At 37.0% G+C, this 13,490-nt stretch carries 14 protein-coding genes; 12 read left to right on the top strand and 2 right to left on the bottom strand.

What is annotated here, in order from left to right; genetic code table 11:
- The first annotated feature begins 149 nt into the window (after positions 1 to 149).
- From RGT18_RS10145 to RGT18_RS10110, 8 genes are all read left to right on the top strand, one after another.
- On the top strand, positions 150 to 1,730 hold the full coding sequence (locus tag RGT18_RS10145) for an ABC transporter ATP-binding protein (RefSeq protein ID WP_028077925.1): 1,581 nt from the start codon (positions 150 to 152) through the stop codon (positions 1,728 to 1,730).
- Complete coding sequence (locus RGT18_RS10140; RefSeq protein WP_028077924.1) at positions 1,720 to 2,907, top strand: ABC transporter permease; 1,188 nt, start codon at positions 1,720 to 1,722, stop codon at positions 2,905 to 2,907. Before RGT18_RS10145 ends, RGT18_RS10140 begins: the two co-directional genes overlap by 11 nt.
- Complete coding sequence (locus tag RGT18_RS10135) at positions 2,904 to 3,887, top strand: ABC transporter permease (RefSeq protein WP_006526279.1); 984 nt, start codon at positions 2,904 to 2,906, stop codon at positions 3,885 to 3,887. The genes RGT18_RS10140 and RGT18_RS10135 overlap by 4 nt, the downstream gene beginning before the upstream one ends.
- 123 nt (positions 3,888 to 4,010) lie before the next feature.
- A complete protein-coding gene (locus RGT18_RS10130; protein ID WP_051240937.1) occupies positions 4,011 to 4,511 on the top strand; it encodes a CarD family transcriptional regulator in 501 nt (166 codons plus the stop codon).
- Between the two features lie 9 nt (positions 4,512 to 4,520).
- Positions 4,521 to 5,990 (top strand): alpha-amylase, encoded by a 1,470-nt coding sequence (locus tag RGT18_RS10125; RefSeq protein ID WP_028077923.1) that lies wholly within the window; start codon positions 4,521 to 4,523, stop codon positions 5,988 to 5,990.
- 190 nt (positions 5,991 to 6,180) lie between these two features.
- Positions 6,181 to 6,762, top strand: coding sequence for a manganese efflux pump MntP (locus RGT18_RS10120; protein ID WP_245580914.1), 582 nt, complete (start codon positions 6,181 to 6,183; stop codon positions 6,760 to 6,762).
- A gap of 123 nt (positions 6,763 to 6,885) precedes the next feature.
- Positions 6,886 to 7,290, top strand: a complete 405-nt coding sequence (locus RGT18_RS10115; RefSeq protein WP_028077921.1) for a DUF1722 domain-containing protein — start codon at positions 6,886 to 6,888, stop codon at positions 7,288 to 7,290.
- Positions 7,291 to 7,294: 4 nt separating this feature from the next.
- Entirely contained in the window at positions 7,295 to 7,642 is a 348-nt protein-coding gene (locus RGT18_RS10110) for a TIGR02328 family protein (RefSeq protein ID WP_277048173.1), read from the top strand.
- 45 nt (positions 7,643 to 7,687) lie between these two features.
- Here RGT18_RS10110 and RGT18_RS10105 read toward each other — a convergent pair whose 3' ends face one another.
- Both RGT18_RS10105 and RGT18_RS10100 read right to left on the bottom strand, forming a co-directional pair.
- Positions 7,688 to 8,410, bottom strand: a complete 723-nt coding sequence (locus RGT18_RS10105) for an NAD-dependent protein deacylase (protein ID WP_028077919.1) — start codon at positions 8,408 to 8,410, stop codon at positions 7,688 to 7,690.
- The gene (locus tag RGT18_RS10100) at positions 8,407 to 9,366 is read right to left on the bottom strand and encodes a helix-turn-helix transcriptional regulator (protein WP_028077918.1); all 960 of its coding nucleotides are present in this window, start codon (positions 9,364 to 9,366) and stop codon (positions 8,407 to 8,409) included. Before RGT18_RS10100 ends, RGT18_RS10105 begins: the two co-directional genes overlap by 4 nt.
- Before the next feature lie 81 nt (positions 9,367 to 9,447).
- Between RGT18_RS10100 and RGT18_RS10095 the strand changes: the two genes are divergently transcribed.
- Genes RGT18_RS10095 through RGT18_RS10080 form a run of 4 tightly spaced genes read left to right on the top strand, consistent with a single transcriptional unit; the run spans position 9,448 to position 13,466 of the window.
- Positions 9,448 to 9,954, top strand: a complete 507-nt coding sequence (locus RGT18_RS10095; protein WP_028077917.1) for a hypothetical protein — start codon at positions 9,448 to 9,450, stop codon at positions 9,952 to 9,954.
- A 23-nt stretch (positions 9,955 to 9,977) separates the two neighbouring features.
- Positions 9,978 to 11,153 (top strand): cation diffusion facilitator family transporter, encoded by a 1,176-nt coding sequence (locus tag RGT18_RS10090; protein WP_028077916.1) that lies wholly within the window; start codon positions 9,978 to 9,980, stop codon positions 11,151 to 11,153.
- Position 11,154: 1 nt separating this feature from the next.
- A complete protein-coding gene (locus RGT18_RS10085; RefSeq protein WP_051240935.1) occupies positions 11,155 to 12,555 on the top strand; it encodes a bifunctional metallophosphatase/5'-nucleotidase in 1,401 nt (466 codons plus the stop codon).
- On the top strand, positions 12,552 to 13,466 hold the full coding sequence (locus RGT18_RS10080) for a DMT family transporter (RefSeq protein WP_028077915.1): 915 nt from the start codon (positions 12,552 to 12,554) through the stop codon (positions 13,464 to 13,466). The genes RGT18_RS10085 and RGT18_RS10080 overlap by 4 nt, the downstream gene beginning before the upstream one ends.
- Positions 13,467 to 13,490 lie beyond the last annotated feature (24 nt).

Below are 13,490 nucleotides of genomic sequence, written 5' to 3'. Positions count from 1 at the left end.
TTCTTGTTGTACGCAAGGACGGTTTTATATCCTGTATCAAAGATACGTGATATAAAACTGCTCATATAACCTTGCGAAAATATCATGTATAATTGTCTTAAAACAAGAGAAAATTTGATTATTATATCATCGGTAATGGAGGATAGACTATGGATGAAAAGTTAGTTCATGAATCTCCCTATATTATTGAAATGCGCAATATTACCAAGATTTTCCCTGGTATTATCGCGAATGACAATATCACTTTACAGTTAAAGAAGGGTGAAATTCATGCACTTTTGGGTGAGAATGGTGCGGGTAAGAGTACTCTGATGAGTGTTCTTTTCGGTCTATATCAACCAGAAGAGGGACAGATTTATAAGAATGGAAAGCCAGTTCAAATCAACAATCCAAATGATGCGAATGATTTGGGTATTGGAATGGTCCACCAGCACTTTAAGCTAGTACAGGTGTTTACTGTTTTAGAGAATATTATTCTCGGTGTTGAAACGACAAAGCTTGGCTTTATTAGTAAGAAAGAGGCACGCAAGAAGGTTGTTGCATTATCCAAATCCTATGGATTAAACGTAGACCCTGATGCGTTAGTTGAAAATATTACGGTAGGTATGCAGCAGCGTACAGAAATCCTAAAGATGCTATACCGTGATAATGATATCTTGATTTTTGATGAGCCTACAGCTGTATTAACACCACAGGAAATTGAAGAACTCATGCAAATCATGAAGAGTCTTGCAAAGGAAAGAAAATCTATCTTATTTATCACGCATAAGTTAAATGAAATTATGCAGGTAGCAGATCGATGCTCAGTACTTCGTAAAGGTGCGTATATCGGTACGGTTGACGTTAAGAATACAACGAAGGAAGAACTATCCAATATGATGGTTGGTCGTGATGTTAAGTTTGTCGTAGATAAGAAGGAAAGTAGTCCTGCAGAGGAAGTATTAGAACTGGAGAACTTATGTGTCTTTGATAAGATTCATAAGAAGGATAGTATCCACGATGTATCTTTCAAGGTACGTAAGGGTGAAATTGTTTGTATCGCAGGTATTGATGGAAATGGCCAAACAGAGCTAGTACATGCAATCACTGGTCTTGAAAAGATTAAGGGTGGTAAGGTAAAACTCAATATTAACGGTGAAATGAGGGATGTATCTCATACTTCGATTCGTTATAAGAATACGCATGGTATTTCTCATATTCCGGAAGATCGTCATAAACATGGTTTAATTTTGGATTACACTTTAGAACAAAACTTAGTTCTACAACGATATCTTGAACCGGAGTTCCAAAGTCATGGCATGATTCGTTTCAAGGAAGTTAGAAAGTATGCGGAAAGACTCATTCAAGAATACGATGTACGCAGTGGTCAAGGACCGATTACAATTTCTCGTAGTATGTCTGGTGGTAACCAACAGAAGGCTATTATTGCGCGTGAATTAGACCGTAAACACAATCTATTGATTGCTGTACAGCCTACTCGTGGTCTAGACGTTGGTGCGATTGAGTATATTCATAAACAGATTATTCAAAGCCGTGATAGTGGAGCAGGTGTATTACTTGTTTCTCTAGAATTAGATGAGGTTATGAACTTATCTGATCGTATTCTTGTTATGTATGAAGGTGAAATCGTTGGTGAATTAGATCCAAAGAAGACAACTGTACAAGAGTTAGGTCTATACATGGCTGATGCGAAGCGTAATGGTAAGGAGGAGAAGAACGATGAAAAATAAGAATAAAAAATCCTCTGAAGGCTTGAAGTCGCTAAGTGCTTCTTTACTATGCATCTTCGGCGGTATCTTTGTTGGATTTGTCGTCCTCGTATTACTATCTGTATTTAATCCACGTATTGGATTTGCAGAAGCGGTACACGGTATTCTTGTCGTCCTCGGTGGACCATTCTCTGGTGGGGGTAACTCATTATTCCAGTTTGGTAATATGTTGTTTAATGCAACTCCATTAATTCTAACGGGTTTATCTGCATGTATTGCATTTAAGACAGGATTATTTAATATCGGTACTCCAGGACAGTACTTAATGGGTGCGATGGTAACATTAATTGTTTCATTATCTATTCCATCCGCTTCTGTTCCTTCACCAGTCATTTGGTTACTTGCATTAATCTCTGGTACGTTAGCAGGTGCACTATGGGGTGCGATTCCAGGTTTCTTCAAAGCATATCTGAATGTTAACGAAGTTATCGTTTGTATTATGACAAACTGGATTGCAGCGAATGTAGTCAGCTGGGTATTTAATGGTTCTAAGTTTATTAACGTCGCGGAGTCAAAAGTAAACTTCATCATGAAGACGGAAGTAAACAATATCGCAACAGCAACATTTGGCTTAGATAAGATCTTCTCTGGCGGTTCGGTTGTATCCTATGCAGATGCAAGTATCTTCTTAGCAATCTGCGTAGCTATTGCACTTTATGTTGTGATGAATAAGACAACGTTTGGATATGAACTGAAGGCTTGTGGATTCAACCGTGATGGTGCAAAGTATGCAGGCATGAACGAAAAGAGAAATCTACTTCTAGCAATGGCTATCGCTGGTGGTCTTGCGGCAATGGGTGCTTCTATTTGGTGCCTGAATGGTCATCAAGACTTTAAGTGGGAAACATACCAGACATTACCGGTAGATGGATTCAATGGTATCCCGGCAGCCTTGCTGGCAGGAAATAATCCTATCGGTATTATCTTTACTGCAATTTTCTTAAAGTATATCAACGTGGGTGGATCAAACCTTGCGGCGAATACTGCCTTCAACGAATATGTATCTCAATTAATGATAGCAATGATAGTATACTTCTCAGGCTTTGCAAGATATATCAGTATGTTATTAAGCACAAAGAAGAAATCCTTACAGGAAATTGAGACAGAAATCAAAAATAGCAAGGAGGAAAAGAAATGATTTTTATTCTTCAGAAAACATTGATTTTTACCATTCCGCTATTGATTGTTGCCTTAGCAGGTATGTTTGCAGAACGTAGTGGTATCATCAACATCGCATTAGATGGTATCATGATTTTCGGTGCTTTCATTGGTGCGGTTGTGACATTATTATTACGACAGAATGTTCCGTTCTTTGTTGATCATAATCAAATCATGTTTGTGGTAGCGATGCTTGCGGCAGCCGTTGCAGGTGCATTATTCTCGCTTCTATTATCTGTATCTGCGATTAAGTTTAAAGCAGATCAGACAATCGCTGGTACAGCATTAAATCTTCTTGCACCAGCTATTGCACTCTTCTTCATCAAGGTATTTACAAGTAAAGACCAGTTAGAGATGGGTACAGCTGTTGACTCCCTAGGACAACGTCATGACTTTGGTTATGTCATCCAAAATAAGGAAGTGAGTGGTGTCTTTGCGGTACTATTTGATAAGGCTTATATTTCAACCTTTATCGCGATTGCATTATTTATTATCCTATCTATCTTCTTATACAAGACTAAGACAGGCTTGCGCTTGCGTGCATGTGGTGAACATCCACAGGCTGCTGACTCTGTAGGTATCAATGTCTATAAGATGCGTTATCTTGGTACAACAATCTCTGGTGCATTAGGTGGATTTGGTGGTTACTTATACATTGCGACAGTTGCTAATGGTACAGCATCTGGTGCGGTAGCCGGCATGGGATTCTTGGCAATGGCTATCATGATTTTTGGTAACTGGTCACCACTTGGTGTTGCCTTTGGATCCTTGATGTTTGGATTCTTGAAGTGTTTAAGTGTAGTTTATAACCAGATTCCATTTACAAAAAACTTACCATTACCAATGTATTTCTATAATATCATTCCTTATCTAGTCGTATTAATTGTTTTAGGATTCTCTAGCGGAAAATCAAGAGCGCCTAAGGCGGAAGGTATTCCTTACGATAAGGGGACACGTTAATCATAAAGATAGAGAGGTTGCGACAGGCAACTTCTTTTCTTTCTTTTCTTTCAAGGCTTTTGACACATTAGAAAAAAGATGGATATTGTGGTAGAATAGAAATGGTGAAAGTAGGTGATTTCTTTGTATAAAGTAAAAGATATCGTTGTCTATCGGAGAGATGTATGTCGCATTACAGGAAAGAAACGCAGTGACTTTACGGGGGAACAATGTTATATTCTTGAACCCTATTTTCCTACTTCAGGATCTGTTTCCATTCAGGTTCCGGTGTCCAATAAAGCAGGTCATATACGTGATTTGATTACAAAAGAGGAGATTAATCAGCTGATTATTGATACACCTGATTTAGAGACTCTTGAAAGTAAGCCTGCAAATATGAAGAGTCAATATGCTTCACTGTTAAAGGGAAATGATATCAGTGAGTTAGTACGTATTATCAAGACTTCCTATGGACGCAATCAAGAGCGTCTTGAACAACATAAGAAGTTAGCTTCTATCGATGATGAATATTTACAGATAGCTGAGAAATACCTATATGAAGAACTTTCTGTTGTATTAGATTTATCAATTGAAGACACAAAGGAATATTTCGAAAAAGAGGTAGCGAAACTATCTCTTGAATAAGAGGTGACTATGGAGAAAAATGATACACTATTACAAGCTTTTGAGTGGTATCTTCCAGATGATAGTCAACATTGGAATAAACTGAAGGTGCTGGCACCTTCTTTTTCTAATCTGGGAGTAACAGTGGTGTGGCTACCACCAGCATATAAAGGTGCTAGTGGAGTACATGATGTAGGATATGGTGTCTATGATTTATATGATCTTGGAGAATTTGATCAAAAGGGGACGATTCCTACAAAATATGGCACAAAACAAGAATATCTAGATGCGATTGGTGCATTGCAAAAAGAAAATATATTAGTTCTTGCGGATATTGTACTCAATCAGAAAATGGGTGGCGATACAGAAGAAACGATAGATGTCATTAAATCGGATCCAAATAATCGCAATGAAGAGATCGGTGGTGATTATCAGATTACCGCGTGGACAAAATTTACTTTTCCGAATCGTAAAGAAAAGTACTCTACGTTTACATGGAATGCAAGTCATTTTGATGGCATAGATTGGGATGAAAAGAAGAAACAAAGCGCCATCTACCTCATTGAAGGAAAGAACTGGAATCCAAATGTAGATGGTGAACATGGTAACTTTGATTATTTGATGGGTTGTGATATTGATTTTAAAAATCAAGAAGTGTTACAAGAATTCAACCGTTGGGGTAAATGGTATTTAGATATCACTGGCACCAACGGTATGCGTTTGGATGCGGTTAAACATATTGATAATCAATTCTTTAAGAATTGGTTATCTGACATGCGTGCATATAAAGGGAATAATTTCTTTGCGGTAGGTGAGTATTGGAATGGTGACGTTGGTAAGCTGCAGGAGTATCTTGCGGATACATCAGATTGTATGTCTTTATTTGATGTACCGTTACACTATCAGTTATTAAACGCATCCGATACAAATGGAAACTTTGACATGCGAGAGATATTTCAAGGAACACTTGTACAAACTGATGCATGGCATGCGGTGACGTTTGTGGATAATCACGATACAGAACCAGGACAGTCACTACAATCCTTTGTCTTATCTTGGTTTAAGTCATTGGCGTATGCATTAATTTTATTGCGTATAGATGGTCTACCGTGTGTGTTCTATGGGGATTTATATGGGATTCCTGCTAAGAATATTCCTGCAGTAGTTGAGCTTCCAACACTGATGAAGATTAGAGAACTATATGCTTATGGTGAACAGCATGACTATTTCGATCATCCAAATGTAATTGGTTGGACAAGAAGTGGCAGTGATGAATTTACTGGAAGTGGTTTGGCTGTTGTGCTAAGTAATCGATGTGGTGGTTCTAAGAGAATGTATATCGGTACCAATCATGCGGGAAAAGAGTTCAGAGATATACTAGGTCACTGCACAGATACGGTAACGATTGATGATGAAGGTTGTGGAGAATTCTCCTGTTGCGATGGTAGTGTTAGTGTATGGCTCGAAAAGACTTTGAAAGTTGAAGTAAGCCTTGACTAACAGAAACGTGTTCGGCGAAAATATAGATGTAATTTGAGGGAGTAGCTGGCACATGCCCGTGCAGCAAGTCAACATACTGGTAAAAACCTGGCTTGTTTTAATTAGCGAGACTCATGATTGCCTTTTTGGTAATACATGGTCTTTTTTTTATTGACATGTTCCTTACCATATTCAAGAGGAGTGAATGGATATGATAAAACTATTAATACAAGCTGCTTTGTTGGGTGTTGGTCTTGCGATGGATGCTTTCTCTGTATCAATGGCGAATGGAATGAATGAAAAGAAAATGGCAATATCTAGAATGATTCAGATTGCCGTTGTTTTTGCGGGATTTCAATTTTTAATGCCGATGATTGGATGGTTTGCAGTACATACAGTTTCCTCTACCTTTACGATTTTTATGGATGCTGTACCATGGATTGCCTTGATCTTACTATTGTATATTGGTGGTGGGATGATCAAGGATGGACTTGAAGAAGAGGAAGAGGGGGAAGCTGAATATGAAGCCAGTACTCGTAAACTTCTGATTCAAGGTATCGCAACTTCAATAGATGCCTTATCCGTTGGATTTACCATTGCACACTACTCATTATCCTCTGCCTTCATCACTTCTGTGATTATCGCAGTTGTAACTTTTGTCATCTGTTATATAGGAATAATACTAGGTAAGAAGTTTGGTATGGTCTTTGCCAATAAATCATCCATCTTAGGTGGGATGATTCTTATTTTCATTGGCATTGAAATATTTGTGACAGGAATTGGGTTATTGTAAAAATAACCTTTTTTACTTTATGCACTGGATGAAATAGTACTATATATTTATAGGTTGTTAAATTGTATAATATGCAAGATACTACATGATTGATGACTAAAACTTTTGAAAGAAGGTGTTAATATGAACTGCACAAATATGAAAAAAGAGTGTGAGATGCTATGGGCAAAAAATAAATATTATGTGTTAAGCAAATCACACAAAGCATACCTAGAGATCAGAGAATATTTAAAAGCAAAAGAAGTGGATATTCTATTTCTGAAAGAAAGGATACAAACAGTAAGGGATCTTGAAGAAAGTAAAAAAGATTTTAATAATGCCATTCTTCATGTATGGGGATACTTTAAGAAAGACGCAAGTGAAGTTGAAAAACAGGGATTGTTTACCATACTAGAAAAATATATGGTAGGAAAAATGAATCAGAATGCTGTTATTGAATATATCAAAGTTTTATTAAAGAAATATCCAAACAAATATTTACAAGAATCTACTTTATTAACAGGAGAATATGATGAGACTGTGGCATGAACAAATGATTAACCGATTACCTAAAAATCAACTTCTTGGACAGCATAGAGAATGTTGCGCACTGAGAGGAAATGGATGGGAGAAGAAACATAGAACAGTAGATTATGTGTTTTTATACTCTCCGTATTGCTTATATCGTTATCATTCCTTAGTCATGGATGAAATGGAAAAAAGAGGGTATAAGGTTTCTGCAGAATGGAGAGATAAGAATTATCGAGGGAAGATAGCAGAAGAATATAATAATCTTGAAGAAGTAAATATAAATACTCCAATTTACAAAGAACATACTCATGAATATCTAATCGAGTGTATAGAAAACTTGAGAAAAAAAGGAATAGTATTAGAATTATAAATTTAAAAGCTTAATGAACGACACGAAGTGAAGTTGATTAAGCCTTTATTTTAAGTTTGGAAAGACATTGATAAAGTCATCGTGAATTGTTAAATCGGCTGTAGAATCATAACTTGTTTGATCACGATTGATTAAAACAAGTGTATTACCGTCAAAGTAACGTAGTAGTCCTGCAGCTGGATATACAACAAGAGAAGTGCCTAACACGATACAGGTATCTGCAGTTTGTAATGCATACAAGGACTGATTGAGTATGGTTTCATCTAATCCTTCTTCATACAAGACTACATTTGGCTTGATGATGCCGTTACATTTTGGACAATGTGGTATAGTATCCATTGTTAAAATATCATCGAGTGAATACTTTGCATGACATTGCAGGCATGTATTTCGTAAAACACTACCATGCAATTCTAATACGTTTGTTGAACCGGCAAGTTGATGTAAACCATCAATGTTTTGCGTGATGACTGTAACCTTTTTATTGCGCTTCTCTAATGAGGCGATATACGCATGTACATAAGAAGGCTTCACATCTGGATATAATAATTTATCGCGATAGAAGCGGAAGAATTCTTCCGTGTGTTGTTTGAAAAAGTGGTGACTTAAGATTTCTTCTGGTGGGAATTGATACTTCTGATTGTAGAGCCCATCGGTGCTACGGAAATCAGGGATACCACTAGCGGTGGAGACACCGGCACCGGTAAAGAAGACGATGTGATTTGAATGGTCAATAATGTCTTGAAGCTCTTGTATCTTTTCGTTCATACTGTTCCTTTCTGATAGGTTGTGATTACCATATTTGCGATATCTAATAGTTTTTCTTTCAGTTCTATTGGCTGAATTACAGTGATGCGGTCATAGAATAACATTAACCAACTCAAAAGTGTTGGTGTAATCGCTGTTTTTAAGCTTACTGTAAAGGAGTTGTCTTTTACTTCTGAGATAATCATATGACTGCCAAATTCATCTAAGATGATACTTGCCATATCGGTTGTGCATTTAATAGTAATCGTTTCTGCTTTCCCTGCATACATCTTCATGGATGTTTGCAGGTGCTGTTCTAAATCAAAAGAGATTGTTTCTACTGGCTGATCAATCTGACGTACAGTTTCCATTTTATCAATACGATAGTTTGTAAAGGATCGGTATTTCTCGCTGTAGAGTATACAATAGTATTTTCCTTCGTAGGAAGTAACTGCATAAGGTGTTAGAATATAGCGCTTTTTATTCTTGCGGTATTTCTTTTCCTTAGAAATTGTATAGTCGAAGTAGTAGAAGGAAATCTGATACGAGTGTTTAATGGCGTGCAAAATCAGTTTGATATTGGAAAGTATCTCTTGACTCCTTGTGCGTGAACTAGATTTGCGTTTAAGACTGTGATAAGGGCTTGCAAGTGCCTGTAACTTTGTTTGTATTGTGGTAACTTCCTTGTTAGATAAAGAGCAGAGTTGATTTAAATAGTCTGATAGGATAAAGTGCTCTGCTTCATCAAAGTATGGCACAAGATAATAACCAGAGTAAAACTTATGAAATTCATAACGAATATCATGGTTATATTCTCGTAGTGTCTCAATGGCTCGATATACAGTACGTCGATTGGAGGGGAATCCTTCTGTCTCTAATATGGCCTGTAGTTCAGACATTGAGATTAGATGCTCTGGATCTGGATATTGATACAGTATTTCAAGAATTTGTAATGGGAGTGCATTTGTGTTTTTCATATTCTTAATTGATGTGCATTTATATGCACATCAATTATATACCTAACTGCTAAGATAATACATATAGAGAAGGTGATGAACATGACAAACAAACAACTATATTTCGTAAATCGTTCCGTGTTATTTCTAGCAATTGCCTACGCAATCAATGGATATACACTACCGTCATTGGCTTGTAGTATCATATCTAGTTTCTTGACGTGTGAGTTTATTGGATATGAAAAGATAAAGGATAGCGTAATAAAGATGTTATTTATAGGTATTATGCTAAGTGGATTGATTCGTATGGTTGGTTTACATACAACATTACCAATGCTAGAAGTATCCGCATACGCTTCTGCACTGTTTGCGGTAAATTGGGTGAAGTATCATTTCCACACAGTATCAGAATTATTAGTACATATCTTATCTTTGATGTTTGTGCTTATTGGGATTTCTATAGTATTACCGTTAAGTTCCTTACAGTTTGGCTATACAATGGTATTTATCGCAATTGTGTTTATGCCTATACTTTTTTCCTATGGAATTACATTGTTATTTACAAAAGTCTATGCAAATACCTTGGATAAGAAGGCTACGTTACGTTAAAATAGGTACTAAGGAAAGTACTTATGATAAACTATCTGATTAACAAATATATTAAAAATGCGGATGACATTCAAAATGAAACCGTACGCTTTGCGTATGGAAAACTGACAAGTACTATTGGGATTGCCGCAAATCTATTATTATTTATCGTTAAACTAACAATTGGTTTTATGACAAGATCCGTGTCCATCATGTCAGATGGTTTTAATAACCTATCTGATGTGATGACTTGTCTTGTGACGGTGCTTGGCTATCGTATCGCTAGTAAGCCAGCGGATAAGGAACATCCTTTTGGGCATGGCCGAGTAGAGTATGTGGTTAGTTTTGTGATTGCGGTTGTTATCTTTACTGTAAGTTTTGAACTGATTAAACAGGGTATCCAACAAATTATAGAACCAAATGAGATTCTCTTTAAACCAGTGCTAATGTTAATACTGGTATTATCCATTGGTGTTAAATTGTGGATCAGTTATCTCAATCATACGATTGGAAAGAGAATTGATAATCTAGCGATGATTGCGACTGCACAGGATGCACGTAATGATGCATGGTCAACTCTGATTACCATTGTGGCGATGTTGTTGAGTCAATTAAAAACAACATTCCCGTTTGATGGTGTTGCGACACTTGTAATTGCGTGTTTCATTTTAAAGTCCGGATATGAATTAATCAAAGAAATTATTGACCGTTTAATTGGAAAGCCAGCTGATCAAGAATTGGTAAAACAAATTCGTGAAATCATTTTAAAACATAAAGAGATTCGAGGTCTTCATGATTTGATTATTCATGATTATGGACCTAGCGTTAAGATTGGTAGTGCGCATGCGGAAGTAGATGCGAAGATGAACTTTGTAAAGATTCACGACATCATCGACCAAGCAGAACGTGAAGTTGGAGATACACTACACGTCATGATGACATTGCATATGGATCCAATTGAATATGACAATCCAATTACAAATGCATATTTTGAGGATTTAAAGTGTATCCTTTCACAGATTGATCCTGCAATTACAGTACATGATTTTAGAACTGTATTAGGCGATGAACATACCAATCTAGTATTTGATTTGGTTATTCCTTATAGCTTCTATTTAGAGGATGAACAAATCAAAGCAGAGATTGACCGTCACTTTGAAAAGTATCCAAATAAGATTTATGCTGTTATTACATTCGATCATCCGTATACAGGAGGCTGATATGAAGAAGATAACAATTTGGCATACAAATGATGTACATAGTCAGTTTGAGGATTTCTCTCTGATTGTTTCTTATATTCGTGAACATGTAAATATTGAAAAAGATTTCCTGCTTGATGCAGGAGATTTTTGCGACCAGAAGTCGGTGATGATTAGCGGTACACATGGAGTAGGTGGCATTGAACTGCTAAAGACAGCTGGTTATGATGCGATGGCGATTGGAAACAATGAATTCTTTGCGGGTATGGAGTATTTAGAGGAAATGACAAATCAAAACTTTCCGTTACTATCCGCAAATCTTTTCCGTTTAAACAAAGAGCCTATCCCTGGTGTATTGCCATTTATCATTCTTAAACGTAATGGTGTACGGGTTTTAATCATTGGTATTTCACCATACTGGGGAGAGAGCCCTGAAAGCACTGCATTTACAGATATGTGCGGTGTGAAACTACTCGAACCAACACCACTTGTACAAGATATTCTTGTACAAGAAAAGGGTAATTATGATATTTCAATTCTGCTATCTCATGGTGGTATTAAGAAAGACCGTGTGATTGCGGAAACGGTGGATGGTTTAGATTGTATTATTGGTGGACATTCTCATACAGAGATGGATGATGCGGAGTATATCAATGGTACTTGGATTCACCAAAGTGGTTGTTGGGCTAAGTATCTTGGTAAATTAACTTTGGAAGTAGATGACCAGTTTCATGTTGTGTCTGCTTGTGGAGAAAATATTGTCGTAGAGAAAGAGAAGGATCCTGAAATTGAATCAGTGATGGTACAACAAACAAAGTTGGCAATCACAGAACTCAGCAAAGTTCTTTACGTCTTACCACAAAATCTAGAGTTTTCAATTGAACATGAATGCATGGCGATGAATGCACTTGCGGATATGATGTGGAAGACGTATCCTTCGGATTTGGCTTTGATCAATCATGGAATTCTTTCAAAAAGGATTACAAAGGAGGTTACGAAGTTAAATCTATTGGAAGTTTCTCCATCCCCATTAAATCCAACGACTTTAGTATGGTCTGGAAAACAGATTAAGGATGCGATACTTGCTTCACAAAAAGAAGCGTATATTCATATGCCTTCAAATCGCTGGGCAGGCTTTCGGGGAACAGAACTTGGTACGATAGCGGTAAGCTATAACGTACAGGTAGATTGCGGTTTACAAATAATCACAATTGATGGACAACTACTTGATGAAGAAAAGGAGTATCGTGTTCTAACAAGTGACTTTCTACAGAGAGGATATGGCTATGATATGCTTGGGGAGTCGCTAAAAGAGACGAGCTTTGCGAAAGAGTATTTTAGAGATCTTTTAGAGATGAAATTAAATGATCTACAGTTTATTGAATCTGCGAAAATAATTCGTTTCCATCGAGGTAGGCTATGAGAAATTTCTTTTCGAAAAGTAATTTATTGTTGATATTGGCATCGATTATTTGGGGTTGTGCGTTTGTGGCACAGAATGTGGGAATGAACTATATTGGCCCGTGGACGTTTTCAACAATCCGTTTTTTGATTGCGGGTTTTTCACTACTAGCAATCATTCCGATCTTAGATGAGAAACGCACACATGTGATTCGTCCTAAGACGAAGGAAGAAAAAATGAAGCTATTATTAGGCTCTGTATTATGTGGGCTTGCCTTATCGATTGGTAGTATTGTACAACAGATTGCGATGTTGACGGTGCCGGTTGCGAAAGCTGGTTTTCTAACAACGCTATATGTATTGTTTGTGCCAATGATTACACTCTTGTTCGGCAAGAAGATTCCTTTGAAAGTTTGGATTGGTATCGCAATGGCTTTGTTTGGGTTATACCTTTTAAGTATGGCAGGCAATCTTGCGATTGGAATCGGAGAAATTTTATTGATTCTAGCTGCGTTCTTATTTGCAATACATATTATCATCATTGGATATTTCAGTACGCGAGTTGACCCAGTAAGATTATCTTGCGGGCAGCTATTAATTGGTGGCTTTGCGACAGTCATTCCGATGATTGTGATTGAAAAACCTACAATAGGTTCTATCTTAGCAGCCTATATTCCGTTACTATATACGGGTATCTTCTCTTCTTGTGTTGCGTATACATTACAGATTTTTGCCCAGAAGGAAGCTAATCCTACGATTGCGGGAATGTTATTATCCTTGGAGTCTGTATTTGCGGCTTTGGCAGGGTATCTGATATTACATCAAGTATTAAATACAAGAGAACTAATTGGTTGTGTAGTCATCTTTATTGCGATTGTAATTGCACAGCTTCCTGATCGTCGTGACATGGTAAATGTCACAAAAGAAACATAATCTCTAGGCATAAAGAAAGGCGTA

This window comes from Solobacterium moorei, assembly GCF_036323475.1.
Taxonomy (GTDB): Bacteria; Bacillota_I; Bacilli_A; order Erysipelotrichales; family Erysipelotrichaceae; genus Bulleidia; species Bulleidia moorei.
The sequence above is the reverse complement of the archived record's forward strand: the minus strand, read 5'-3'. Positions and strand labels throughout refer to the sequence as shown.